Annotated in this window: 27 protein-coding genes; 19 read left to right on the top strand and 8 right to left on the bottom strand. The window is 61.0% G+C overall.

What is annotated here, in order from left to right; translation table 11 throughout:
• Positions 1-65: 65 nt before the first annotated feature.
• The 5 genes from GJB56_RS04820 (at position 66) to GJB56_RS04840 (ending at position 3,317) form a co-directional block, all read left to right on the top strand.
• Positions 66-953 carry a hypothetical protein gene (locus tag GJB56_RS04820; RefSeq protein WP_003942742.1) on the top strand — a complete coding sequence of 296 codons (888 nt, stop codon included), beginning with the start codon at positions 66-68 and terminating at the stop codon, positions 951-953.
• An 89-nt stretch (positions 954-1,042) separates the two neighbouring features.
• The gene (gene rplS / locus GJB56_RS04825; RefSeq protein WP_003942791.1) at positions 1,043-1,384 is read left to right on the top strand and encodes a 50S ribosomal protein L19; all 342 of its coding nucleotides are present in this window, start codon (positions 1,043-1,045) and stop codon (positions 1,382-1,384) included.
• Positions 1,385-1,439: 55 nt separating this feature from the next.
• Entirely contained in the window at positions 1,440-2,243 is an 804-nt protein-coding gene (lepB, locus tag GJB56_RS04830; RefSeq protein ID WP_003942787.1) for a signal peptidase I, read from the top strand.
• Positions 2,244-2,293: 50 nt separating this feature from the next.
• On the top strand, positions 2,294-2,974 hold the full coding sequence (locus GJB56_RS04835; protein ID WP_019747972.1) for a ribonuclease HII: 681 nt from the start codon (positions 2,294-2,296) through the stop codon (positions 2,972-2,974).
• A gap of 37 nt (positions 2,975-3,011) precedes the next feature.
• Complete coding sequence (locus GJB56_RS04840) at positions 3,012-3,317, top strand: DUF2469 domain-containing protein (RefSeq protein WP_003942715.1); 306 nt, start codon at positions 3,012-3,014, stop codon at positions 3,315-3,317.
• A gap of 65 nt (positions 3,318-3,382) precedes the next feature.
• Here the strand turns inward: GJB56_RS04840 and GJB56_RS04845 are convergent, their stop codons facing one another.
• The 3 genes from GJB56_RS04845 to GJB56_RS04855 form a co-directional block, all read right to left on the bottom strand.
• A complete protein-coding gene (locus GJB56_RS04845) occupies positions 3,383-4,564 on the bottom strand; it encodes an RtcB family protein (protein WP_070796225.1) in 1,182 nt (393 codons plus the stop codon).
• Positions 4,565-4,661: 97 nt separating this feature from the next.
• Positions 4,662-4,895 (bottom strand): hypothetical protein, encoded by a 234-nt coding sequence (locus GJB56_RS04850; protein ID WP_019747974.1) that lies wholly within the window; start codon positions 4,893-4,895, stop codon positions 4,662-4,664.
• A gap of 82 nt (positions 4,896-4,977) precedes the next feature.
• Entirely contained in the window at positions 4,978-5,985 is a 1,008-nt protein-coding gene (locus tag GJB56_RS04855; RefSeq protein ID WP_230091132.1) for an iron-siderophore ABC transporter substrate-binding protein, read from the bottom strand.
• A gap of 299 nt (positions 5,986-6,284) precedes the next feature.
• Between GJB56_RS04855 and GJB56_RS04860 the strand changes: the two genes are divergently transcribed.
• Positions 6,285-6,935, top strand: coding sequence for a helix-turn-helix transcriptional regulator (locus GJB56_RS04860; protein WP_230091133.1), 651 nt, complete (start codon positions 6,285-6,287; stop codon positions 6,933-6,935).
• Between the two features lie 115 nt (positions 6,936-7,050).
• On the opposite strand, the gene GJB56_RS04865 is transcribed toward GJB56_RS04860, so the two are convergent.
• Positions 7,051-7,785 carry a hypothetical protein gene (locus tag GJB56_RS04865; protein ID WP_003942731.1) on the bottom strand — a complete coding sequence of 245 codons (735 nt, stop codon included), beginning with the start codon at positions 7,783-7,785 and terminating at the stop codon, positions 7,051-7,053.
• Between the two features lie 265 nt (positions 7,786-8,050).
• Here GJB56_RS04865 and GJB56_RS04870 point away from each other — a divergent pair, with 265 nt between their 5' ends.
• From GJB56_RS04870 to GJB56_RS04890, 5 genes are all read left to right on the top strand, one after another.
• A complete protein-coding gene (locus tag GJB56_RS04870; RefSeq protein ID WP_029255132.1) occupies positions 8,051-8,407 on the top strand; it encodes a YraN family protein in 357 nt (118 codons plus the stop codon).
• Positions 8,407-9,915 carry a YifB family Mg chelatase-like AAA ATPase gene (locus GJB56_RS04875; protein ID WP_021333044.1) on the top strand — a complete coding sequence of 503 codons (1,509 nt, stop codon included), beginning with the start codon at positions 8,407-8,409 and terminating at the stop codon, positions 9,913-9,915. The genes GJB56_RS04870 and GJB56_RS04875 overlap by 1 nt, the downstream gene beginning before the upstream one ends.
• A complete protein-coding gene (gene dprA / locus GJB56_RS04880) occupies positions 9,912-11,039 on the top strand; it encodes a DNA-processing protein DprA (RefSeq protein WP_113682955.1) in 1,128 nt (375 codons plus the stop codon). The genes GJB56_RS04875 and dprA overlap by 4 nt, the downstream gene beginning before the upstream one ends.
• A gap of 403 nt (positions 11,040-11,442) precedes the next feature.
• Positions 11,443-11,802, top strand: coding sequence for a histone-like nucleoid-structuring protein Lsr2 (locus GJB56_RS04885; protein ID WP_003942721.1), 360 nt, complete (start codon positions 11,443-11,445; stop codon positions 11,800-11,802).
• 295 nt (positions 11,803-12,097) lie between these two features.
• Positions 12,098-12,868 (top strand): siderophore-interacting protein, encoded by a 771-nt coding sequence (locus GJB56_RS04890; protein WP_019747982.1) that lies wholly within the window; start codon positions 12,098-12,100, stop codon positions 12,866-12,868.
• Here the strand turns inward: GJB56_RS04890 and GJB56_RS04895 are convergent.
• Entirely contained in the window at positions 12,865-14,037 is a 1,173-nt protein-coding gene (locus GJB56_RS04895; RefSeq protein WP_060939594.1) for a multidrug effflux MFS transporter, read from the bottom strand. The two genes, GJB56_RS04890 and GJB56_RS04895, sit on opposite strands and share 4 nt — an antisense overlap.
• Before the next feature lie 84 nt (positions 14,038-14,121).
• Between GJB56_RS04895 and GJB56_RS04900 the strand changes: the two genes are divergently transcribed.
• Both GJB56_RS04900 and GJB56_RS04905 read left to right on the top strand, forming a co-directional pair.
• Positions 14,122-15,048: a tyrosine recombinase XerC gene (locus GJB56_RS04900; protein WP_070796282.1), complete on the top strand. Its 927-nt coding sequence runs from the start codon at positions 14,122-14,124 to the stop codon at positions 15,046-15,048.
• Between the two features lie 122 nt (positions 15,049-15,170).
• Positions 15,171-16,280 carry a MinD/ParA family ATP-binding protein gene (locus tag GJB56_RS04905; RefSeq protein ID WP_019747985.1) on the top strand — a complete coding sequence of 370 codons (1,110 nt, stop codon included), beginning with the start codon at positions 15,171-15,173 and terminating at the stop codon, positions 16,278-16,280.
• A 25-nt stretch (positions 16,281-16,305) separates the two neighbouring features.
• Here the strand turns inward: GJB56_RS04905 and GJB56_RS04910 are convergent, their stop codons facing one another.
• Positions 16,306-16,800 (bottom strand): M23 family metallopeptidase, encoded by a 495-nt coding sequence (locus tag GJB56_RS04910; RefSeq protein ID WP_166655215.1) that lies wholly within the window; start codon positions 16,798-16,800, stop codon positions 16,306-16,308.
• A 313-nt stretch (positions 16,801-17,113) separates the two neighbouring features.
• On the opposite strand from GJB56_RS04910, the gene rpsB reads away from it, so the two are divergent.
• From rpsB to GJB56_RS04940, 6 genes are all read left to right on the top strand, one after another.
• Positions 17,114-17,995, top strand: coding sequence for a 30S ribosomal protein S2 (rpsB, locus tag GJB56_RS04915; protein ID WP_113682954.1), 882 nt, complete (start codon positions 17,114-17,116; stop codon positions 17,993-17,995).
• Between the two features lie 152 nt (positions 17,996-18,147).
• On the top strand, positions 18,148-18,975 hold the full coding sequence (tsf, locus tag GJB56_RS04920; RefSeq protein ID WP_019747987.1) for a translation elongation factor Ts: 828 nt from the start codon (positions 18,148-18,150) through the stop codon (positions 18,973-18,975).
• Positions 18,976-19,175: 200 nt separating this feature from the next.
• The gene (gene pyrH, locus GJB56_RS04925; protein ID WP_019747988.1) at positions 19,176-19,904 is read left to right on the top strand and encodes a UMP kinase; all 729 of its coding nucleotides are present in this window, start codon (positions 19,176-19,178) and stop codon (positions 19,902-19,904) included.
• 43 nt (positions 19,905-19,947) lie between these two features.
• On the top strand, positions 19,948-20,505 hold the full coding sequence (frr, locus tag GJB56_RS04930; protein WP_003942777.1) for a ribosome recycling factor: 558 nt from the start codon (positions 19,948-19,950) through the stop codon (positions 20,503-20,505).
• Positions 20,506-20,553: 48 nt separating this feature from the next.
• A complete protein-coding gene (locus GJB56_RS04935; protein ID WP_003942673.1) occupies positions 20,554-21,450 on the top strand; it encodes a phosphatidate cytidylyltransferase in 897 nt (298 codons plus the stop codon).
• A 6-nt stretch (positions 21,451-21,456) separates the two neighbouring features.
• Positions 21,457-22,185: a class I SAM-dependent methyltransferase gene (locus GJB56_RS04940; RefSeq protein ID WP_029255139.1), complete on the top strand. Its 729-nt coding sequence runs from the start codon at positions 21,457-21,459 to the stop codon at positions 22,183-22,185.
• 79 nt (positions 22,186-22,264) lie between these two features.
• Here GJB56_RS04940 and GJB56_RS04945 read toward each other — a convergent pair whose 3' ends face one another.
• Positions 22,265-23,107, bottom strand: a complete 843-nt coding sequence (locus GJB56_RS04945; RefSeq protein ID WP_029255140.1) for an HpcH/HpaI aldolase/citrate lyase family protein — start codon at positions 23,105-23,107, stop codon at positions 22,265-22,267.
• Between the two features lie 95 nt (positions 23,108-23,202).
• Positions 23,203-23,613: a LapA family protein gene (locus GJB56_RS04950; RefSeq protein WP_020969349.1), complete on the bottom strand. Its 411-nt coding sequence runs from the start codon at positions 23,611-23,613 to the stop codon at positions 23,203-23,205.
• Positions 23,614-23,696: the final 83 nt, after the last annotated feature.

Raw genomic sequence — 23,696 nt, forward strand, 5'->3', positions numbered from 1 at the left:
GAGTCGGTTGGCGGTATCAATCGGAAGAATGATCGGATCTGAAATTCGGTGAAGGGAGGACAGTGATGCGGGAGTGGCTCGAGCGCGAGATCATCGCCCATGGCCGATTGCCATTGCTGTTCTTCCTGCTCGGATTCCTCTCTGCCTTCCTCTTCATCCGTCTCAGCGTCCGGATGATCCGTGCGCAGGTGAAATGGTGGCCGGGCAACATCGCGCCCGGAGGTCAGCACGTGCATCACGTCGTGTTCGGTGTGATCGCCATGATGATCTCCGGTGGTGCGCTGATCGCGGTCTACGTCGATGGTTCGCAGACCACCGGTGCCGTCCTGGCGGCGATCTTCGGTATGGGTGCGGCATTGGTGCTCGACGAGTTCGCACTGATCTTCTATCTGAAGGATGTGTACTGGTCCGAGCAAGGTCGGACCTCGGTGGATGCGGTTTTCGTCGCAATCGCCGTGACCGGTCTGGTGCTGTTGGGTTTCCGCCCGCTCGAACTTCTCGACGTCGCCGGGTTCCGTGAAGAACGGGATCCGTGGATCAAGTTGGTGTTCGTTTTTGTCGCGTTGATCAACTTCGCCTTGGCAGCCATCGTGATTCTCAAGGGGAAGATCTGGACGGGGCTCGTCGGCCTGTTCGTTTTCCCGTTGCTGGTAATCGGTGCGGTTCGCCTGAGCCGGCCGGGTGCGCCGTGGGCGCGTTGGCGGTACACGCGTAAGCCGAAACGGATGAACCGCGCGCTCGAGCGTGAGCGGAAGTGGCGGCGACCGGTCATCAGGGCCAAGATCTACGTCCAGGATCTGATTGCCGGATCACCGAGCGTCGAGCATGCGATGACCGCGGCCGAGCAGGAATTGGACCACACCATTCACGCGGCTCCGCCGCCACCGATTTCCCCGCTGGTGTCCGCGTCTGGCACAATGGACGGGTTGCCTGGACCAGGCAGCAGCACTTGATCTGGGCACGAACCAGACGAGCGCCGTTTCGGGAGACCGAAACGTGTGCCGCTCGGTTCCTCTGCTCCTGCGAAATACAAGGATGACATATGAACACCCTGGACTTCCTGGACAAAAAGTCGCTCCGCGACGACATCCCCGAGTTCCGTCCCGGCGACACGCTCAACGTGAACGTCAAGGTTATCGAAGGCTCCAAGGAGCGCGTGCAGGTCTTCAAGGGCGTCGTTATTCGTCGCCAGGGCGGCGGCGTTCGCGAGACCTTCACCGTCCGTAAGGTCTCCTTCGGCGTCGGCGTCGAGCGCACCTTCCCGGTTCACAGCCCCACGCTGGCCTCCATCGAGGTTCTGACCCGCGGTGACGTCCGTCGCGCCAAGCTGTACTACCTCCGTGAGCTTCGTGGCAAGAAGGCGAAGATCAAGGAAAAGCGCTGATCTTTCCGATGAGCCCGGCACCGCGTACGCGCGGTGTCGGGCTAATCTGGTTTCTGTGGCAGATTCTTCGAAGGAGCAGGCATTGTCGTCCGGACCCGAGAATCACGAGGGATCAAGCGGTTCCGCGGAACCGACCTCACATCGGCCGCAGAAGAAACAGCGATCTTTCCTGCGAGAACTCCCTGTTCTGATCGGCGTAGCGCTGGTACTCAGCATCGTCCTTCAGGCATTTGTCTTCAGAGTTTTTCTCATCCCATCCGAGTCGATGGAACCGACACTTCACGGCTGTGCGGGATGTACCGGTGACCGCATCGTGGTGGAGAAGATCGGATACCGCTTCGGCGATCCGGAACCCGGCGACGTCGTCGTCTTCAAGGGACCCGATTCGTGGAACACGAAATATGTGTCCAATCGGTCCGACAACGTTGTGGTTCGCGGCATTCAAGAGGTCGGTTCGTGGGTCGGCCTCGTTCCGCCGGACGAGAACGACTTGGTCAAGCGAGTGATCGCTACCGGCGGCCAGACCGTCGAATGCTGCGACGATCAGGGCCGAGTCCTGGTCGACGGCAAACCGCTCGACGAGCCGTACATCAAGATGGATTTCCCGTTCACTCCGGGAACGCAAACGTGTGACACCGAATTGAAGTCGGGCCGCTGCTTCGGACCGATCACCGTTCCCGAGGGCCACGTGTGGGTCATGGGTGACAACCGCAGCAATTCCGCCGACTCGCGCTACCACGTGGACGACGAGTTCCAGGGAACCGTCCCGATCGACAACATCATCGGTCAAGCTCGATTCATCGTTCTTCCCCCGTCGCGAATGGGCGGCATCGATGCGCCTGATATTCAGGGCAATTGAGTTGTCGTACCGCACACATGGATTCGCGTAGTTTCGAGTAGGCAGAGACAGTGAGTAGTTGGCCCCCTCGCGTTGTCATTCGCAGATCGGCAGGTCTGCGGACGATGGAGTCTGCGTTGGCGCGAACCGGACTCGGTCCGGTCGCCGGCGTCGACGAAGCCGGGCGCGGAGCGTGCGCTGGTCCACTCGTCATTGCAGCGTGTGTCCTGGCGCCGAAACCGCAAGCGGCACTGGCGCGGCTCGACGATTCGAAGAAGCTGACCGAACGTGCGCGCGAGGAGCTTTTCCCGGCGATCAAGCGCTTGGCGTTGGCGTGGAGTGTCGTTTCGGTACCCGCTGCGGAAGTTGATCAGATCGGTATCCACGTCGCCAACATCGAGGGGATGCGTCGAGCAGTCGCGGGCCTCGATCTCGAACCGGGCTACGTCCTCACCGACGGGTTCCGGGTTCCGGGTCTGACGGCTCCGTCGCTACCAGTTATCGGCGGTGACGGCGCCGCTGCATGCATCGCCGCGGCGAGCGTTCTCGCGAAGGTGACCCGAGATCGTGTGATGACCGAGATGGACGACACTCATCCCGGATACGGCTTCGCGATTCACAAGGGATACAGCACGCCACTGCACATGGACGCTCTCGACGAGCTGGGGCCGTGCCCCGAGCATCGCATGACGTACGCAAACGTGGTGGCTGCGGGAGTCCGGTTGGAACAACGCGCGGGCCGTACGGGATGATGGACGTTCAGACGAACTGGGAGGACTGGCTAAACCGATGAGTGCCGAGGATCTCGAGAAGTACGAAACCGAGATGGAGCTGTCGCTCTACCGTGAATACCGGGACATCGTCGGACAGTTCTCCTACGTCGTGGAGACCGAACGACGTTTCTACCTGGCCAACACGGTCGAGTTGCTGCCCCACAATTCAGACGGGGAGATCTACTTCGAACTGCGGATGTCCGACGCCTGGGTGTGGGACATGTACCGCCCGGCGCGATTCGTGAAGTACGTGCGCGTCGTGACGTTCAAGGACGTCAACATCGAAGAGCTGGACAAGCCGGATCTGCGCCTTCCTGACTGATCTTGACAACGAAGTGCCCCGCCGATATCGGCGGGGCACTTTGCATTTCGCGGAGTTGCGCGGGGTCAGTTGCCCTTGACATTCACGATCTGACGCAGCGTGTGTCGAATCTCGACCAAGTCCTTCGCGTCGTCCATCACGACGTCGATGTCCTTGTACGCACCCGGGATCTCGTCGAGGAACGCCGCGGAACGCTTGTATTCGATGCCGACCATCGCCTTGTCGAGATCTTCGATCGTAAAGGTCTTGCGTGCCTGGTTACGTCCGTACACCCGACCCGCGCCGTGGGGGCTGGACTTGAACGACGGCACGTTTCCCTTCCCGACGACGACGTAACTCGCCGTCCCCATCGAACCGGGGATGAGCCCGGGCGTGCCCTCGTCTGCCTTGATCGCACCCTTACGGCTCAGCCACACACCCCGGCCCATATGGAACTCCTTCTGGGTGAAGTTGTGGTGGCAGTTGATCCGCTCGACCTCGTCGATGATCGCGGGCTTGCCGTCACCCATGAAGTGCGCGAAGTCCTTCACCACGCGGTCCATCATCTCTTCGCGGTTGAGCAGAGCGAAGTGCTGAGCCCAGTTGAGATCGGTGATGTACGAGTCGAATTCGGGCGTCTTCTCGACCAGGTAGGCAAGATCCGGATCGGGAAGGTTGATGTACCACCGCTCGCACAAGTCCTTGGCGATCTTGATGTGATGCTGTGCGAGCTTGTTTCCGATACCGCGGCTGCCCGAGTGCAGGAACAGCCAGACGCCGTCGCTCTCGTCGAGCGTCACCTCGATGAAGTGGTTGCCAGAACCCAGCGTTCCGAGCTGAAACCTCCAGTTGTTCTTGAACTTGTCGTAGAAGGCCAGGCGATCGCCCGCAATTGCCTCGAGTTCTGCGATGCGGATTTGCGCCGTGTCGCTCAGCGTCTTGTTGTAGACACCTGCCGAGAGCGGAACGGAGCGTTCGATGCTGTGGCGAAGAACGCTCAGGTCGCGGCCTTGAAGGTCGCGTGCACTGAACTGGGTTTTGACCGCGATCATTCCGCAGCCGATATCGACTCCGACGGCGGCGGGCATGATTGCGCCTTCCGTCGGAATGACCGAACCCACCGTCGCTCCCGCACCGAGGTGCGCATCCGGCATAAGTGCCAGATGTGGACGGACAAAAGGCATCTGGGACGTACGCAGCGCTTGCTCGCGAGTGTTCTCGTCGAGTATCGATGCCCAGTTCCACAGCCTCTTGGTGATCTTCTCCATCAGATTTCTCCCACATAGTTCACAGCCGAACCGATCGGTCCGGTGTGTCGTGCAGGAATGACCATGCGCTCCGTCAGTGGTTGTGTGCAACCTCTTTTCAGGTGCGCAGACCGTCTGCGAGTTCGTAGATTCGTCCGACGTACTTCTCCTGGAAGGCTTTTCGGGCAGCATCTGCTTGTTGCCGTGCGCCCATCCTGGCGTAGAGGTACTCGAGTTGAACCAAGCTCTCGCCGATGTCGACGCGTCGCTGGTCGAGAACCGTCAACTCGTCGACCAGCCGAGCCAGATCGAGTCGTGCAAGATCTAGCGCTGTCTCCGGTACCTCGTCCATGGTGATCCTCGATGTCCGTGAGTGCTTCCTGGGTTTGAGGCTAGCATCATTCGAACATATTTTCGATACCTGGAATTGTTGGTTACTTCGACAATGTGGCGGACAGTTGGTCTATGGCGTACGGAATGCTCAGGACGGTATTGCCGGACATCGCCGCGCCGACGGGTGGATCTGCGGTGTATCGCACGACTATCGCATTTCCGTTTTTCACAGCGGGTAGCCGCTGGTAGAGAGTGTTGCCGGGGAGGGCCTTCTCTCCCTCCGGATCGGCCATCACGATCAAACGATCAACGGGTTCGAGGATGTCGTATCGCTCGTTCGGCAGCCAGTCACCGAACTGGTCGCCGACAAATGCGTCGACCGTCGGGGGGAGGGTGAATCCGAGTGACGAGAGGAAGATGCCGCGTGGGTCGTGCGACGAGAACACGTATCCCTCGGGAGTGTCGAGGTTGACGATCGTTGCGGTTTGCCCGGAAAACTCCGGGTGTGCAGCGCGAGCGGTGGCAAACGCGTTTTCGGTATCCGCGATCAGTTGCTGAGCTTGTGGTTCTTTGCCGAGGGCGCGCCCGGCGGTGAGTGTCATGTCGGTCCACGGCGTTGTGTATGCGTCGTAGTCCTTGCTCTGCGCGACAGTCGGCGCAATCGAGGTCAGCTTCTTGTAGGTCTCCGCGTCGATGTCGGCGTACAGCGCTAGGATCAGATCTGGTGCGAGGGAGGCGATTTGCTCGAAGTTGAATTCTCCGCCACTGTTGATGTAGGTCGGAGTTTTCCCCTTCCAGTAGTCCTTCGTCCACGGCCAGCTTTCATCCATGCCGGACCCCCACCATTCGGCCATGCCGACGGGTTCGACTCCCAAGGCGAGCAGTGATTCGTGATCGGTGTATCCGAGTGTCACTACCCGCCGCGGTTCGGCATCGATGGTCGTCGAACCCTGTGCGTGCTCGATCGTCACGGGGAATGCGTCGTTGCTCTGGGTCGCTGATGCGGTGTCGACGCCTTGCGAGGTTCCACAGGCGGTCGAGAACCCGATGATCGCGGCCGTCGTGAATAAGGCGGCGAGGATTCGGGTGCTACGTGAGGGCACGTGCATGCTCCTTCGAAGTGGTGGGCGAAGTGATCTGAGTTCCGCGTGAAGTGCTGAACTGGTCGCGTCAGCAATAAAGTGAGGCTAACCTTTGCAGCATCGTCGGTCCATCCTTCAGAATGGACTCGGATACGCCCAGAAAGACGAAAAATTCCACTATTGGTTACTCGACTCGTCCAAAGTCCTTGCTAGCGCTACCCGATAGTCGCGGACGGACATTCAAAGATTTTCAGGTCTACACCAACGTCGTCGACGGAGTGACTGCGTACGGAGCTCATCGACACCCCGAGCATCAGATCGCCTGGATGAGTGAAGGGACGATGCAGATCGCTGCCGGAGACAATGTGTGGCACCTGCACAGCGCGCACTTGGTCTGGTTGCCGGGCACCGTTCTCCACGACATGACACTTCTGACGGAGGGGTGCATGATTGCGGCCTATGCGCGTCCGGATCTACGCCCTACCGGGCTGCGGTGGGCTCAGCCACTTGTTCTCGAAGTCGATGCTCTGTCCGCTCAATTGCTGCGCCATCTCGCAGATCGGACCATCGACGATGCTCGGCGGTTGATGAGTCAGGAGTTGCTCTACGACATTCTTGCTGCCGCGCCCGAACGGCACGACGTCCTCGCGGTTCCTCGCAATGCTGCGGCGAGTTCGGTTTCTGCCCGCATCCTTGCCGATCCGGCAGACTCACGGACGCTGGGGGAGTGGGCGGGCGAACTCGGGGTCAGTTCCAAGACCTTGATGCGTGCCTTTGTCGCCGATACCGGGATTACCTTCGGGCAGTGGAGAACTCGAGCACGCATGTACGCATCACTCGAGATGCTCGCGCGGGGTGAGGGTGTCAATGACGTTGCCCCGCAGGTTGGTTACCGCACCAGCAGTGGGTTCATCGCCGCATTTCGGGAAACCTTCGGTACGACGCCGGCCCGGTACGGCGGAAAGCTGATGCGGTGATTTGCTGATGATTTCTTGAACTCGGTTGACGGCAAAGCTTTGTTCGGCAAAGTAGAAATGGGCCGAGCTACCAGCATCTGCTGGTAGCTCGGCCGATTTACTAATCTGAACTGAGTCAGCTCATGTTGCCGAGCACATTGCCCAAGACGCCGCTGATGACATTGGTCATCGACCCCTGCGGGTCGGTCAGGGAGCCGAATACCTGGCCTGATCCGGAGTTGAGTGAGCCGAAGCCCATGTCCTCGAGGCTTCCGGCGCCCGCCTCGACGGGGTTCGGCTGCCGGATGGTGACGCAGACGCCCATCGGATTGATGTTCCAGTCGCCCGCCGCCAGCACAATGTTGGTGCCGGCGCCGCTGTCGAGCTGCGTGCCTACAACTGCGTTATCGGGAACTTTGTAGGTGGTTTCCAAAGCGATGACGCCGCCGCCCGCAGTGGTCCATCCGCCGCCCTTTGCCACCACGGAGTTGTTGCCGACAACGACGGTCTTGGTGACGTCGTCCCACTTCTGGTCGCCGATAAGCCATTTGACGTTCAGGCGAGCCTTGACCAGCTGGAATCCTGCCGGGTGGAAATCGCGGATCTGATTGACGAGGGCTCCGGAACCGGAAACCTTGGTGATGTAGGTGACCGTCTGACCCGCGGCGACCTTGCCATCGCCGACAACCTCCTTGCTGACGGTGTACGGCGTCCCGAGGGAACCGGCCCAACTGTCGGTGACCGACTGGTTGAGCGCGCATGCCGGTGCTGCTTGCGCCACCGAGGCTCCAAGTCCAACAGTGACGCCGGCGGCGATGAGAACGAGGGATGTAGTGGTTGCTACTGCGTGGCGAAGTGAGCGGCGGGCCATGTAGAACTCCATTCAGCGGGGTGCGTGACGGTTTGAGCAAAACTGCAACTAGTTCTACTGGACTTTCGTCCAAATTGTGGGGATTTCAGAAAATTGTCACGGTTCGGGTCGCCGTTGGTGTGTTGCGCTGCCGAATTCCACAGGTTCTGAGTTGTCAACAGGTTGTTTTCGGATGGCTTGGTTTTGTGGTGGCGGGTCGAGGGTGGTGGTTGGGACGCGGTTCGTATAGGGCGGGCGCGGGGTCGTGTGAGTGGTGGGGGCTGCGATGGCGAGGAATATGGCGTTGGGTGCTCGGGGCGAGGATGTGGCTGTCGAGTTCCTGATCGATTCTGGTTTGGAGATTGTCGAGCGTAATTGGCGTTGTCGGTACGGCGAGTTGGATGTTGTTGCGACGTCCGGTGATCGGATTGTGTTCGTGGAGGTGAAGACTCGGTCGGGTGTCGGGTACGGGAGTCCGGCGGAGTCGGTGACGTTCGCGAAGCAGCGTCGGATTCGGGTGTTGGCGATGCAGTGGCTCACTGATTCGGGTCGGTCGTGGTCGAGGGTGCGTTTCGATGTGGTGGCGGTGTTGATCGGCCGCGACGGTGTGCCTTCGGTCGAGCATTTTGTGGATGCGTTCTGATGGCGTTGGGGCGGGCGCATTCTGTTGCGGTCAGTGGCGTGGACGGGCAGATCGTGGAGATCGAGGCGGATATCGGGCGCGGGTTGCCTGCGGTGCATTTGGTGGGGCTGCCTGATACGGCGTTGCACGAGTCGCGTGATCGGATTCGCGCCGCGGTGACCAATTCTGGTGAGGAGTGGCCGGACAGCAAGGTGATTTTGGCGTTGTCGCCGGCGACGTTGCCGAAGGTGGGCAGCGTTTACGATTTGGCTCTGTCGTTGTCGGTTCTCGATGCGGCGAAGAAGTTGCCGCGGAAGTTGTTGCGGGAGACTGTGTTTTTGGGGGAGTTGGCACTCGACGGGCGTTTGCGGACGGTGCGTGGTGTGTTGCCTGCGGTGCTTGCGGCGAAGCGGGCGGGGTGGGGGACTGTGGTGGTTCCAGCTCGGGCGTTGGCTGAGGCGGGCCTGGTGAAGGGGATCGAAGTGCTGGGAGCTGACGATCTGTCTGCGGTGATCGGGTGGTTGCGTGGTGAGTTGGCGCTGGCTGTTCCTGATGTTTTCGAGCGTGCGGATGTGGTGACGGTGCGTGATTTGAGTGAGGTTGTCGGGCAGACGGATGCTCGGTGGGCGATCGAGGTTGCTGCGGCGGGTGCGCATCATTTGATGTTGACGGGTCCGCCGGGGATCGGGAAAACGATGTTGGCGCAGAGGCTTCCGGGGATTCTTCCGCCGTTGACGGAGGGGGAGTCGTTGGAGGTGACGGCGATTCATTCGGTGGCGGGGGTGTTGCCGGAGGATCGGCCGTTGATAGATATGCCGCCTTTCATTGCGCCGCATCACAGTTCGTCGGTCAGTTCGCTGGTGGGTGGTGGTAGTGGGATGGCTCGTCCTGGTGCGGTCAGCCGGGCTCATCGCGGCGTGCTGTTTCTCGACGAATGTGCCGAGATCGGGGTGAAGGTGCTCGAAGCGCTACGCACGCCACTCGAAGACGGGGAAGTGCGAATCGCCCGGCGGGACGGAGTTGCGCGGTACCCGGCGCGGTTCCAGCTGATCCTGGCCGCCAATCCCTGCCCATGCGCGCCGCCGCGAGACGCGGACTGCGTCTGCGCACCTGCGGCGCGTCGCCGTTACCTGGGGAAATTGTCCGGTCCACTCTTGGACCGAGTCGACATCAGGGTTCGGATGCAGGCCGTTGCAACCGGAGCGCTGATCGACGAAGTAGGGGAAAGTACCGGCGATGTCCGTGCGCGCGTGGCGGCGGCTCGAGACACTGCAGCCCAGCGGTGGAGTGAGTACGGGTGGCGGACCAACGCGGAAGTACCAGGGCCGGCGTTGAGACAGAAGTTCAGACTCTCGCGTGCGGCGCTGGCGCCGGTGGAACGGGCGCTGCGCAAAGGTGTCATCACTGCTCGTGGGGCGGACCGAGCGTTGCGGGTTGCCTGGAGTGTCGCCGATCTGGCAGGTGAGGCGATGCCCGGACCAGACCAAGTTGTCACCGCACTCGACTTCCGAGACAGGGGATTCCAATGACTGCACACGATCCGCGACTACTCGCTTGGGCATATCTGTCCCGCGTCGTGCAGGGCCCAAGCGCGTATATGTCCATGTTGATCGACGAGCTCGGGGTCGAAGAAACTGCGAGGGCGGTCCGCAACGGCGATCTGCCACCCGCGATCGAGGAGAAGACACGAGCCCGCGCTCACATCGACACAGCCCAACGAGACCTCGACCTGATGGAGGCGATGTGTGGCAGGCTCGTAACACCGAACTGCGCCGATTGGCCGGCGTGGCGAATGCTTTCCTTCGACGGACTCGATGCCTCCGGGGGTGAGACGGCGCCATTTGTGTTGTGGGTGTTGGGGTCCGGGGATTTGGTTGATCTGACCGAGAGATCGGTTGGGATTGTCGGCACGCGAGCATCTACTGCGTACGGCGAACACGTGACGGCAGAGATTGCCGGTGACCTCGCTGTCGACGGATGGACCGTGATTTCCGGGGCGGCCTTCGGTATCGACGGGGCCGCGCACCGCGCTGCATTGGGCGTAGGTGGAAACACACTGGCTGTCTTGGCCTGTGGGGTCGATCGAGCGTATCCGTCAGGGCATGCGCGACTACTCAAACAGATAGCGAGTTCGGGTGCAGTGATAAGTGAATATCCACCGGGCACAACACCTGCAAAGTTCCGGTTTCTGGCAAGGAATCGACTGGTAGCTGCGTTGTCGGACGGAGTAGTGGTGGTCGAGGCGGGTTGGCGCAGTGGTGCACGCAATACCGCCAATTGGGCCCGGAAATTGGGCCGCCCGGTAATGGCGGTGCCCGGGCCGGTTACTTCGGCATCGTCGACCGGATGTCACCGGATGATCCGCGAAGGTGAAGCGCAACTCGTTTCCAATGCCGTGGATGTAGTCGAAGCGTCAGGTCCATTTGGTGTCGGGGATTCCGCGGAGGATGCGGCCGCTACACGTGACATCGACGCATTGCGGGGCAATTCTCGATTGGTATACGAAGCATTGCCGGGAACAGGTTCACGTAGTACGCGTGAGCTGTCCGAGGAATCGGGATTGCTCATAACGCAGGTTCGTGCAACTCTTCCTCTGCTCGAACTCGAGGGGTTTGCGAGTTCGGATTCGAGTGGATGGTTTCGGACGCGGTAGCGCGTGAACTTGATTGTGCTCGTCCGGTGGGCGGGTGGCGATGCCCACTAACCGTTCCGGCGAGAACGAAACTCGAATACCCTCGCGATGCTGGTAATTGCACGTCAGGACTGCTTTTCGTGAACTCGATCGGCCTGTGTGCAGCGTTATTCTCGACCCAGCTTTGCAGACTTGGCCGTGAATTTAACGGGCCTCAGGAAAGTCTCAGGTCAATGTGCTTTGAAGTCTGATTAGTCTGGATCCCCTGAGTGCGGGTATTGATTGGTTCGTCGTTAACCCGCTGCTAATTCGGACCATTGAGTCTGTTCGGAAATGGCACAGGTTTCCGGACTTCTTTTGTTCATCAACGCTCTATCTGTGTATTGTGAAGGAGAATTGAATCGATCATTGAAAGAGGAGTGCAATGGCTGAGAAGCTGATTCGGCAACTCATCGACGACCTTGACGGTAAGCCGATTGACGATGGATTCGGTGATCGAATTGAGTTCTCTTACCAGGGAACGGATTACGTGATCGATCTGCGCGCCACCAATGCAGAGAAGTTCGACGCTGCGGTGAAGCCGTTCGTCGAGGCGGCGGCGAAGGTGAGCGGGAAGCGTGGCAAGAAGGCGCAGGCTGCATCTCCGCAGGCCACGTCGGGTTCTGGCCGCTCCAAGGAGACGCTCCAGGCCATTCGTGATTGGGCGGGTAAGAACGGTTACGAAGTTGCTCCGCGCGGGCGTATCAAAGCGGAAATCATCGACGCTTTCGACGCTGCACACTAGGTTGAATTAATACCTCCTCTGGCCCCTGGCGAACCTCGCCGGGGGCCAGAGGCGTATTTTACTATTGCTTTGCTGAATTTCTCCGATAGCGATGTGCTGCCTGATCATGCACGAGTCCTGATTCGGAAATTTGGCTGCCACCGACAAATTTACCCGGCAGAGTGGTCGGTTTATTTCGTTGAGCACCGTGGTCTGTCGCGCGCGGGGCGGATGTACCGGGGGAGGCATTTTGTCCATGCGCTGCAATTGTCGTGTACCTTAGTTAGGTAACACTAACTTTTGGAAGGATCTTTCTGTGGCCAAGCCGACAACTGCATTGACGGTTCTGCGGACCGAACAATTGACTCCCCATATGGTGCGAGTGTTTCTCGGGGGACCGGGCTTCGAGTCCTTCACTCCCAGCGAATACAGCGATTCCTATGTAAAGATCGAATTCGGTACTCCTGATCAGCCGATACTGCGCACCTACACGATTCGTTCGTACGATCTTGATGCCAAAGAGATTGCAATCGATTTTGTCGTCCACGGCGACATGGGAGTTGCAGGTCCGTGGGCCGCGTCCGTTCAGCCGGGCGCTGAGATTACCCTGCGTGGACCGGGTGGCGCGTTTTCGCCGTCACCATCCGCTGACTGGTATCTCTTCGTCGGAGACGAGACCGCAATACCTGCTATTACTGCTTCGATAGCGAGATTGGCGCCGGATGCGGTCGGCTACGCCGTCGTCGAAGTCGGGGGGCCGGAAGACGAAATCGCGCTCGATGCCCCGGAAGGTATTGCCGTGACCTGGCTGCATCGCGGAGCATCGTCCGATGCGGTCGGCGAAGAATTAGCTGGCGACAACGCTCCGGTTGTCGCCGCGGTCAAGGCACTCGAATGGTTACCGGGCGAACCGCACGTGTTCATTCACGGTGAAGCACAAGCCGTCATGCACAACCTCCGGCCGTACATTCGCAAGGAACGAAATGTCCCGGCGGCGGCTGCTTCTATTTCCGGCTATTGGCGTCGTGGTCGCACCGAAGAAGGCTTCCGGGTCTGGAAGTCCGAACTCGCCGCGGCCGAAAACTAACTCGCGGCGGCCTTGCCGCGAGTCAGCAACACGAGCGCAACGGCCGCAAGAACTCCGAAGGTGGGAATTGCGATTGCCATCGGCACGGCAGTGTCTTCTCCCGCAATTCCCACCAACGGCGAAACCAGCGCTGCCAAGCCGAACTGGCCCGCTCCCATCAGGGCTGAACCAGTTCCGGCCGCGTTGGTGACCTCTCCTTGGGCGAGAGCGGTTGCATTGCCCATGATGAACCCGATGCTCGAAATCGCCACGAACAGCGGGACCAAGATCAGCCATGTATTCGTGGAACTGAAAACCACGCTGGTACAGAACAATACGGCGCCGCCAATGAGGAGCAGGCACACCCCGAAACGCAGCAGCGTGCGAGCTCCGACGCGACCGAGCAGGCGAGTGGTGATCATCGCTGCCGTGACCATTCCGGTGGCGTTCACTGCGAACACGATCGAGAATTGTGACGGACTCAGCCCGAGAACATTCTGAACGACGAACGGTGACGCGGAGATGTACGCGAACAAGGCGCCGAATCCGAAGACGAATGCGAGCGCATATCCGAGGTAGTGCCGGTTTCGGACCACGTACTGCAGATTCGAGATCAGGGCCTTCAAACCACCGCCATGGCGTCGCTCGGGTGGAAGTGTCTCGGGAACGAGCAAAACGACACCAGCCACCATCACGGCGCCCGCGACAGCCAGGACCCAGAAGATTCCGCGCCATCCGACGGGGCCGAGAAGTGCGCCGCCGATCAGTGGCGCGACCACGGGAGCGATACCGCCGATGATCATCATGATGCTGAAGAGCTTCGCTGCGTCGTCGCCACGCGCTCGGTCGGCAATACAAGCGCGGGCGAGAACGATGGCAGCGCCTCCACTCAAGCCTTGGACGAGTCGTGCACCGATGAGAAACTCGATGTTCGGCGCCACAGCGCATGCCGCGCCGCTCAGTGCCGTGACGATTGTCGCGGCCAGCAGTATTCGTCGCCTGCCAAGTCCGTCGGAGATGGGACCGATGATCAGCTGGCCGATTCCGAGGCCTGCCATGAAGGTGGTCAGCGTGAGTTGAACGCTGGCCGCAGTAGTGTCGAGTGCATCCGCCATCAAAGGTAGGCCGGGCAGGTACATGTCGATGGACAGTGGAGCGATTGCGGAAATCAGTGCCAGTACACACAACATCTTCAGAGGAATTGCTCGATTCACCGATCAACCCTATCGGCGAGGCAGCTTGCAGTTTCAATCGCGGCGAGCGAGCGTGTGTTCATGACTGACGCATTGCCGCCGAGCTTGAGCGTTCACCTCGATGCGTATGCCGAGCACCTCCGACTGAGCCGAGGCCGGTCGGAACACACGATCCGCGCCTACGTCGGTGACGCGCGGGCATTGCTGACCCATTTCTCCGCGGGTTCGGAGAATGCAGATCTCGACCGCCTCGACCTAAGTGTCATGCGCTCGTGGTTGGCCGCCCAGAATGCCGTAGGAACAGCCCGTACGACGGTAGCTCGACGGGCTTCTTCGGCGCGTGGTTTCACTGCGTGGCTCGCGCAGACCGGACGTATTTCCGTCGACCCGGGCACGCGCCTGGCGGCTCCACCTGCTCGTCGCACGCTGCCGACGGTGCTGCGTCAGAGCCAGGCACTCGACGCAATGGATGCAGCGGAAAGCGGTGCGCAGCAACAAGAGCCGCTCGCCCTGCGAGACCGACTCATCGTGGAATTGTTGTACTCCACCGGAATTCGCGTCGGCGAGTTGTGTGGACTGGACGTCGAGTCCGTCGATGCTGATCGACGTTTGCTTCGTGTCCTCGGCAAGGGGAACAAGGAGCGATCAGTGCCATACGGCCTGCCTGCAGAATCGGCACTGAACGGGTGGCTGGAGCACGGACGACCCGCGCTGAGTTCGGATAGGTCCGGGCGAGCATTGCTCCTCGGAGTTCGAGGCGGCCGGCTCGATCAGCGTCAGGCGCGTTCGGTGGTCCACGAAACCATGGCTGCAATTCCAGGGGCTCCCGACATGGGTCCGCACGGGCTTCGGCACTCGGCTGCGACACATTTGCTGGAGGGTGGTGCAGACCTTCGTGTGGTCCAAGAACTCCTCGGGCATGCGAGTTTGGCGACCACTCAGCTGTACACGCACGTGTCGGTCGAACGCCTTCGATCGGTCCACGATCAGGCCCATCCACGCGCCTAGATTGTGAAGCGACGCGAGTTCTCGGCCGGTATTTGGTAGCGTCGCAGCTCAGAAGAGTGAACAATCGGCAAGTTCGATCGTCGTGTCGAGACACTCGATGACATGCGAAATCCGGGGGATTCGTGAACCGCCAAGATGTGAAGCACCTGCCGAACAGCGGCCAACCGGCCTGGCTGTCCGAAGCGCCGCAACCGGCTCCCGAGCCGGCGCCGACGCCGGAGCCTGTGGCACGACTGCAAGAGGTCTGGACCACGCCACCGCCACCGTCGAGCCAACAGCAGGTGACAAACCAGGATCTGGTTGCCGAAGCTTTACTGAAACGCCCTAAACGGACGCCGCGTGGCGGATGGCGTAGGGGATTGCATCGTGCGACCGGAGGTGTGGTCAATCTGGGGGATTCGACCAACGAACAGCGCAACCGTGCACTGGCCGCCCGAATCGAGCAGCCGATCCGTAACGACTACCGAGTCGCTTTGCTCTCGCTCAAAGGGGGCGTGGGCAAGACGACGGTCACGGTCGGACTCGGTGCGACATTTGCTTCGCTTCGTGGTGACTGCGTCGTGGCGGTTGACGCCAATCCCGATTTCGGAACTTTGGCGCAACGTGTTCCGCTGCAGACCAATTCGACGGTGCGCGATCTGATTGCTGCTAGACCGGACATAAAGAGCTATTCGGACGTTCGAGTGCACACATCCCAGTCGTCGAGTCGTCTCGAGGTCCTGGCGAGTGAGCAGGATCCGGCGATTTCGGAGGCATTCAGCGAGGCGGACTATCGCCAGGTCATCGACATCTTGCAGGTCTACTACAACATCATCCTCACTGATTGCGGTACCGGGATCATGCACTCGGCGATGAACGGCGTTCTCGATCTTGCCAATTCGTTGGTTCTCGTCAGTTCGCCGGCAATCGACGGAGCGCGCAGCGCAGCGGCAACGCTCGATTGGCTTCAGTTGCACGGATACGGCCATCTGGTCGAACGGACCGTCGTCGTCATCAGCGCCGCCCGACCAGGGTCGAGCGTGATCGACATGGACGCTTTGGTGGACTATTTCATGCGTCGATGCCGCGCCGTCGAGGTCATTCCTTTCGACGAGCATCTCGCGGAGGGGTCGGTGATGGACCTCGAGTTGATGCGACCGGCCACCAGACGAGCGTTCATGGAACTGGCAGCGATGGTGGCCGACGACTTCGCGGACGCTGTGGGTCGGCACGCCGTTTCCGAGTGGCACTGATTCTGCGACCGATTTCTGCGACCGGTCAGCCTCCTTTCAATGGCTTGAGCCTGAGCGGTTGCGTCCGAACGAGTCCGAGTGGATCGAGATACTCGCGTCCACGGCGCAAGCCCCAGTGCAGACATGCTTCGACAGCACACCCTTCGTGCCCGGTTTCGAGGGTTCCGATCACGGCCCTGGCAGCGACGCGTTGACCTGCGCGAACGACTGCCACGACGGGTTCGTAGGTCGTGCGTAGGCCGCCGGAATGATCTATCGACACCGTCGGCTTTCCGGCGACCACTCCCGCGAACACCACAATGCCGTCGCCGGCCGCGAGGACGGATTGGCCGGCACTGCCGCCGAGATCGACCCCGCGATGACCCGGCAGCCAATTCTTGGCCGGTTTGTCGAAAGCGCGTTCCACGTGCGGCCGGGGAGCGAGCGGCCAGTCGAAACGCGTGTCTGCCGACGCCGTGCCTACGGCGACACAGCAGGAGATCACGGCAACGACCACTCCTCGTCGAGCTCCGAGCAACATCGTCATTCCTTGATCTTGCGTGGAGTCGCACGCACTTCAATGCAGATCAGACGGGTAATCCACAAGATGATCGCCGATCCACAACCGCCGGTTCGGTCTGTTGCTTACAGGGTGGTTATGGCATCGGCGGACGAGGACGTACACTTGTCGAGCGGTCTGTGCTCGCACAGTCCGACTTCGCGCGCCCGCGCACGTTTTCCGGCCTCGGCTGGTCCTGGTTCTCACGAAACAGGTCCGACGGCCGTGCGGGTGCCAGGGCAGGGATCACCCGATCGCCTGCATCAACCGGATTGAAAGTTTGAGGTACACAGCCATGGCTGTCGTAACCATGAAGCAGATGCTCGATAGTGGAACCCACTTCGGACATCAGACCCGTCGCTGGAACCCGAAGATGAAGCGATTCATCTTGACCGACCGCAACGGCATCTACATCATCGACCTCCAGCAGACGCTGACGTACATCGACAAGGCGTACGAGTTCGTCAAGGAGACCGTTGCCCACGGCGGCACCGTCCTCTTCGTCGGCACCAAGAAGCAGGCGCAGGAGTCCATCGCTTCCGAAGCGACTCGCGTTGGAATGCCCTACGTCAACCAGCGTTGGCTCGGCGGCATGCTCACCAACTTCACCACTGTTCACAAGCGTCTGCTTCGCCTCAAGGAGCTCGAGGCAATGGAGCAGACCGGTGGATTCGAAGGTCGCACCAAGAAGGAAATCCTCATGCTCACGCGTGAGATGACCAAGCTGGATCGCACCCTCGGTGGTATCCGCGACATGGCCAAGGTTCCTTCCGCGGTGTGGATCGTCGACACCAACAAGGAGCACCTGGCAGTTGCCGAGGCTCGCAAGCTGAACATCCCGGTCATCGCGATCCTGGACACCAACTGCGACCCCGACCTCGTCGACTACCCGATCCCGGGCAACGACGACGCCATCCGTTCCGCAGCACTGCTGACCAAGGTTGTCGCTTCCGCGGTTGCCGAAGGTGTGCAGGCACGTGCAGGACTGAGCGCCGACAAGGACGCGAAGCCCGAAGCCGGCGCAGGCGAGCCCCTCGCCGAGTGGGAGCAGGAACTGCTCTCGCAGGCAGCTCCGGCTGCAGAGGCTGAGGCAGCTCCGGCTGCAGAGGCTGAGGCAGCTCCGGCTGCAGAGGCTGAGGCAGCCCCCGCCGCAGAGGCACCGGCCACCGAGGCCTGATTCGTTGAAACCGGCCCTGACCAAGAGTTCTTTTGGTCAGGGCCGTTTCACCGTTAGGCCCGAGCACCACCGTCAGGCCGTGCTTCACCGCTAGGCCGTGCTTCACCGTTAGTCCTAGGTCCGAAACAGACACATGAGGAGGCTCGCTAATCATGGCGAACTACACCGCCGCTGACGTCAAGCGGCTCCGTGAGCTCACCGGCTCCGGAATGATGGCATGTAAGAACGCACTCGCAGATGCAGACGGCGATTTCGACAAGGCCGTCGAGCAGCTGCGCATCAAGGGCGCGAAGGATGTCGGAAAGCGCGCAGAGCGCACCACCGCTGAGGGTCTCGTCGTCGCCAAGGACGGCGTCATGATCGAGATCAACTGCGAGACCGACTTCGTCGCCAAGAACGACGAGTTCATCAAGCTGGCCGACGAGATCGTGACCGTCGCTGCTGCTGGCAAGCCTGCGGACCTCGACGCTCTCAAGGCGCTCGAGCTCGACGGCAAGACCATCGACACCGTCATTGCGGAGCAGTCCGCGAAGATCGGCGAGAAGCTCGAACTGAGCCGCGTCGCTTCCTTCGACGGCCCCGTTGCCGTTTACCTGCACAAGCGCAGCTCCGACTTGCCGCCCGCTGTCGGCGTTCTCATCGAGTACACCGGCGAAGGCGATGCTGCTGCTGAGGCCGCTCGCGGCGCTGCAATGCAGGTCGCAGCACTCAAGGCAAAGTACGTCACGCGTGACGAGGTTCCCGCTGAAATCGTCGCTTCCGAGCGTCACATCGCCGAGGAGACCGCCCGCGCAGAAGGCAAGCCCGAGCAGGCTCTGCCGAAGATCATCGAAGGCCGCGTCAACGGTTTCTTCAAGGACGTCGTTCTGACCGAGCAGTCTTCGGTCACGGACTCCAAGAAGACCGTCAAGGCGATCCTCGACGAGGCAGGCGTGACCATCAAGCGCTTCGTGCGTTTCGAGGTCGGCGCCTCCGCTTAATTCGGAGCCCGTACACATGGACCCCGCCTGAAGAGCATTTGCTCTACCGGCGGGGTCTACGTGTACCTGGGGCCTCCGATGAGGCAGGATAAGAGTGCTTCGGGACGAGTCCCGGGGGCTTTCCTATGTCGCGGTGTCCGATTCGGCGGCAGAAGAAGAATGAAGGACCTACAAGGTCTTGTATCGAACTGAGGAGAACAATGTCCGAACCAGCCAACGAACGTCCAGGATTCAAGCGGGTCCTGCTCAAACTCGGCGGCGAAATGTTCGGAGGCGGCAAAGTCGGTCTCGATCCCGACGTGGTCACCAAGGTGGCTGAGCAGATCGCAGAGGTCGTTCGATCGGGCGTACAGGTTGCAGTGGTCATCGGCGGCGGAAACTTCTTCCGCGGAGCGGAACTGCAGCAGCGTGGCCTCGATCGCGCGCGCTCCGACTACATGGGCATGCTCGGCACCGTCATGAACTGCCTCGCACTGCAGGATTTCCTGGAGAAGGCCGGCGTCGATTCTCGAGTGCAGACGGCAATCACCATGGGACAGGTCGCCGAGCCGTACCTTCCGCTTCGCGCACGTAGGCACCTCGAGAAGGGGCGCGTAGTCATCTTCGGTGCCGGGATGGGTATGCCCTACTTCTCCACCGACACCACTGCTGCGCAGCGCGCGCTGGAGATCGGTGCCGAGGTAGTGCTGATGGCCAAGGCCGTCGACGGCGTCTACTCGGCCGACCCGCGTATCGACCCGGACGCGACGATGTACGAGCAGATCACGCACCGCGAGGTCATCGAACGTGAGCTCAAGGTCGCGGACGCGACGGCGTTCAGCCTGTGCATGGACAACTCGATGCCGATGATGGTGTTCAACCTCCTCACCGAAGGAAACATCGCTCGCGCGGTGTCCGGTGAGAAGATCGGCACCCTGATCAAGTCGTGAGTGACACCCAAAAAATGATGCAGAACAACATGGAGGAACAGCCGTGATCGATGAAGCGCTCTTCGAGGCAGAAGAGAAGATGGAAAAGGCTGTCACGGTAGCCAAGGACGATCTCGGCTCGGTTCGCACCGGACGCGCGAACCCCGGTATGTTCTCGCGCATCGTGATCGACTACTACGGTTCGATCACGCCGATCACGCAGCTCGCGAGCATCAACGTCCCCGAGGCCCGCATGGTCATCGTCAAGCCGTACGAGGCTTCGCAGCTCAACGCGATCGAGACGGCGATCCGCAACTCGGATCTCGGTGTGAACCCGTCCAACGACGGCAGCATCATCCGCATCTCGGTTCCGCAGCTCACTGAAGAGCGTCGTCGTGAACTGGTGAAGCAGGCCAAGTCCAAGGGCGAGGATTCGAAGGTCACGCTGCGCAACATCCGCCGCAAGGCGATGGACGAACTCGGCCGGATCCAGAAGGACGGTGAAGCCGGCGAGGACGAGGTCGGTCGCGCAGAGAAAGAACTCGACAAGACCACGGCGAAGTACGTGCACACGGTCGAGGAACTCGTCAAGCACAAGGAAGCAGAGTTGATGGAGGTATAGCCTCCTCATTTGCAGTGTTTGTCGTCGGGAGTAGATCAGGGAGTTTGGGTGCACGCACAAGAGGGAACCGCCGGTGGTCCCGTCACGGACGGGCCTACGGGCGGCGCTGAGGGCGCGCAACCGCCGAAGTCGAAGGCGGGCAGGAACCTACCTGCCGCCATCGGCGTCGGAGCTGGTCTCGGAGCCTTGGTCATCGGCACTTTGATCTTCCTGCCCCCGGGATGGATCGCTGTCGTCGCGATCGCGATGTTCATCGCGACGTGGGAGGTCACAACGCGGCTTCGTGAAGCCGACATCGAGGTGCCGCGAATTCCCCTTCTCGTCGGAGGGCAAGCCACGATCTGGCTCGGCTGGCCGTGGGGACCGGTCGGGGTGCTCAGCGGATTCACCGCAACCGTCCTGGTGTGCATGGTGTGGCGGTTGTTCGACCACGGGCTCAAGGCGACCCCGAAGAACTTCCTAAGAGACACCTCCATCACGGTGTTCGTTCTGGCGTGGATCCCGCTGTTGGCGTCATTCGGTGCGTTGATGGTGCTCGAAGACGACGGCCCGGGTCGCGTTTTCGTCCTGATGATCGGTGTCGTGTGCTCCGACATCGGCGGTTACGCGGCCGGAGTGCTGTTCGGGAAGCACCCGATGGTGCCGGCTGTGAGTCCGAAGAAGTCCTGGGAAGGATTCGTCGGCTCCCTCATTTTCTGCGTCATCGGCAGTCTGCTTTCGGTGACGTTGATCCTCGACGCGAACTCGATGATCGGCGTCCTGCTCGGTGTCGTCCTGGTGGTAGTCGCGACGGTCGGCGACCTGATCGAATCGCAGATCAAGCGTGAACTCGGCATCAAGGACATGGGAACCCTGCTTCCCGGCCACGGCGGAATCATGGATCGCCTGGATTCACTCCTGCCGTCGGCATTTGTCACCTGGCTGATTCTGTACGCACTCGTCTGATTTCGCGTGCGTGATTTCTTCTCCGGCCGTTCCAAGCCGATCCCCAGCCCGAACATCTGGCATTGGCCGGACGTGTACGAAATCGAGAACCGCGCGCAGGACGTCGACGGTTCCATTTGGGCCGCGATGCGAGCCCAGGTCGACTGGTCTGGACGCGACGTCGTCGATGTCGGCTGTGGGGCGGCGTTCCATCTACCGGAGTTCGCTCGTACTGCCCGTCGTGTTGTCGGAGTGGAGCCGCACGCACCGCTCGTGAAGGCCGCGCGGGAACGAACCCGCGATTCGGCGTCGATCGACGTAGTCCAGGGTTCAGCAGAGTCCACGGGTCTGGTGGATGCTTCAGTCGATCTCGTTCATGCCCGTACGGCGTACTTTTTCGGCAAAGGCTGCGGCCCGGGAATTCGTGAAGCCATGCGCATCCTGAGGCCCGGGGGAGCCCTGCTGATCGTGGATCTCGATGTGAGCGCCGGCCCGTACGGAGAGTGGATGAGGGCGGATCTGCCCAAATACGATCCCGCGGCGGTCGAAGGATTCTTCGAGGCTCAAGGGTTCTCGCTCACGCGTGTCGACGCCCGGTGGGAGTTCGAGAATCGAGACGACTTGCGGCGGGTACTCGGAATCGAGTTCACCGAGAAGACTGCCGAGCGTGCGTTCTCGCAAGTAACGGGATTGGGCTTCACGGTGCGATACCGGATCCATGTTCGGTCCAAACCACGATCACTCGAACTTGCGTGAAAGCGGGCTCGAAAGACGAACGTCAGGCGCTCCGACTTGAGCGCCTGACGTTTTCTGCACCGATTCAGTAGTAAAAAAATCAGTGATCGGTGGGGATGTGGAACAGGGTGGCGAGCTTGTGAATCTTCTTCGCCTTGGCGAGCTTGGGCAGGTCGCTGCCGTCGCGCACGCGTGAGCCGTCTTCGCCGAGATCGTCGATGACATTCTGAGCCCAGATCGCGTCGGCCACGGATGGACTCAGTCCCGCGTTGACGGGGGCAGTCTGCGCGGTGGTCATGCAGAGTTTGCCGGCCATACCGAGTGACAAGGTGATCGCACAGTCTCGGGCGAGCAGATCCAGATCGGGGCCGAGCGTGGGACCGTCGATCGGCGGAGCGATGCGTGCCGCGCGGCTGGCGATGGTGAGCCGCGAACGCGGGTACGACATCGACGTGGGGGAGTCGTCCATCCCAGTGTCGCGCCGGAAGTCGCCGCTGCCGAATGCGAGACGGAAGATGCCGTCAGTGCGTGCGATCTCGGGCGCAGCCTCGAGTCCCACCGCGGATTCGACGAGAGCAAGAATCTTGGTGCCTTCGGGAAGTCGCTCGGCCGTGGCGTCGGCCTGCTGACCGCTTTCGGTCTTTGCGAGCATGACACCCTCGAGTCCGGGGAGGCCCGCGAGTGCGGCCAGATCCTCTTCCCAGAACGGTGTCGTGGCATCGTTGATCCGAACCCAGGCGCGATTGTGTTCGCTCAGGAATGCGGCGACATCGCGGCGGGCCGCCGGTTTGTTGGGTGCGGTGACGGCATCCTCGAGGTCGAGAATGACGGCGTCGGCCGCACTCGCGAGTGCGGCGTCGAAGGTGTCCGGTTTGGACGCGGGGACGAGGAGCCAGGATCTTGCCTGCTGTGGGGCAATTCGCGAGGTCACAGGTCTCTCCATGTGAGTAGTCACATCAGGGCCTTTCCGGTGATTTCCACGACATCAATGATGCCTGCTGGCCCATCGATCGACCCAATTGCGTAACTAGATTTCAGTCACATCTGCCGCTTCGCTGCGCGCCGGATCTGAATGATGCGAACCCCGCCTGCCAACGCCATGATCAATGCGCCCGCGATCGCGGAGAGCAGGATCGTGATTCCGAGCGGAAAGTCGATCTGCCAGGCGAGGATCTTGACGGAGACGCTCTCGAGGTTCTGCAGGATGAACACCAGAAGTAAGATCAGCACAATTGCGCCTATGACCAGGCCAACCCAGGTCGTCGCAGCCCTGGTTCGGTCGGTGACCGACGTTCCGGTCGGCACCGGTTCAGGCGTCGGTGTCGGTTCCGGATCGTGTTTTTCCACTGCCTTGTCCTCGCCCACCTTCGGAAGTTCCGGATCGGGACCGAAACCGTCGGCGGGGCCGTACACGGGGGAGTTCGACGGATCCTCTGGTGTGGTTGACATGACATGATCATCACGCAACCTGCGCAAAGTTGCACGGGTAATCCGGCCACAATCGGGTGGCAGTGGGGTAGCACCCCAAAACA

This window comes from Rhodococcus sp. AQ5-07 (assembly GCF_009707305.1).
In the GTDB taxonomy this organism is placed as follows: Bacteria; Actinomycetota; Actinomycetes; order Mycobacteriales; family Mycobacteriaceae; genus Rhodococcus_F; species Rhodococcus_F erythropolis.

What these genes read in the sequence shown, in the direction of transcription:
- GJB56_RS04895 (WP_060939594.1), bottom strand. Translation starts at nt 14,037, where the DNA reads ATGTTGTGTGTACTGGCACTGATTTCCGCAATCGCTCCACTGTCCATC.
- pyrH (WP_019747988.1), top strand. Translation starts at nt 19,176, where the DNA reads ATGTCCGAACCAGCCAACGAACGTCCAGGATTCAAGCGGGTCCTGCTC.
- GJB56_RS04870 (WP_029255132.1), top strand. Translation starts at nt 8,051, where the DNA reads ATGGCGAGGAATATGGCGTTGGGTGCTCGGGGCGAGGATGTGGCTGTC.
- GJB56_RS04945 (WP_029255140.1), bottom strand. Translation starts at nt 23,107, where the DNA reads ATGGAGAGACCTGTGACCTCGCGAATTGCCCCACAGCAGGCAAGATCC.
- GJB56_RS04885 (WP_003942721.1), top strand. Translation starts at nt 11,443, where the DNA reads ATGGCTGAGAAGCTGATTCGGCAACTCATCGACGACCTTGACGGTAAG.
- rplS (WP_003942791.1), top strand. Translation starts at nt 1,043, where the DNA reads ATGAACACCCTGGACTTCCTGGACAAAAAGTCGCTCCGCGACGACATC.
- GJB56_RS04850 (WP_019747974.1), bottom strand. Translation starts at nt 4,895, where the DNA reads ATGGACGAGGTACCGGAGACAGCGCTAGATCTTGCACGACTCGATCTG.
- GJB56_RS04900 (WP_070796282.1), top strand. Translation starts at nt 14,122, where the DNA reads ATGACTGACGCATTGCCGCCGAGCTTGAGCGTTCACCTCGATGCGTAT.
- GJB56_RS04855 (WP_230091132.1), bottom strand. Translation starts at nt 5,985, where the DNA reads ATGCACGTGCCCTCACGTAGCACCCGAATCCTCGCCGCCTTATTCACG.
- GJB56_RS04950 (WP_020969349.1), bottom strand. Translation starts at nt 23,613, where the DNA reads ATGTCAACCACACCAGAGGATCCGTCGAACTCCCCCGTGTACGGCCCC.
- dprA (WP_113682955.1), top strand. Translation starts at nt 9,912, where the DNA reads ATGACTGCACACGATCCGCGACTACTCGCTTGGGCATATCTGTCCCGC.
- GJB56_RS04910 (WP_166655215.1), bottom strand. Translation starts at nt 16,800, where the DNA reads ATGTTGCTCGGAGCTCGACGAGGAGTGGTCGTTGCCGTGATCTCCTGC.
- tsf (WP_019747987.1), top strand. Translation starts at nt 18,148, where the DNA reads ATGGCGAACTACACCGCCGCTGACGTCAAGCGGCTCCGTGAGCTCACC.
- GJB56_RS04840 (WP_003942715.1), top strand. Translation starts at nt 3,012, where the DNA reads ATGAGTGCCGAGGATCTCGAGAAGTACGAAACCGAGATGGAGCTGTCG.
- GJB56_RS04860 (WP_230091133.1), top strand. Translation starts at nt 6,285, where the DNA reads ATGAGTGAAGGGACGATGCAGATCGCTGCCGGAGACAATGTGTGGCAC.
- GJB56_RS04845 (WP_070796225.1), bottom strand. Translation starts at nt 4,564, where the DNA reads ATGGAGAAGATCACCAAGAGGCTGTGGAACTGGGCATCGATACTCGAC.
- GJB56_RS04820 (WP_003942742.1), top strand. Translation starts at nt 66, where the DNA reads ATGCGGGAGTGGCTCGAGCGCGAGATCATCGCCCATGGCCGATTGCCA.
- rpsB (WP_113682954.1), top strand. Translation starts at nt 17,114, where the DNA reads ATGGCTGTCGTAACCATGAAGCAGATGCTCGATAGTGGAACCCACTTC.
- GJB56_RS04875 (WP_021333044.1), top strand. Translation starts at nt 8,407, where the DNA reads ATGGCGTTGGGGCGGGCGCATTCTGTTGCGGTCAGTGGCGTGGACGGG.
- GJB56_RS04865 (WP_003942731.1), bottom strand. Translation starts at nt 7,785, where the DNA reads ATGGCCCGCCGCTCACTTCGCCACGCAGTAGCAACCACTACATCCCTC.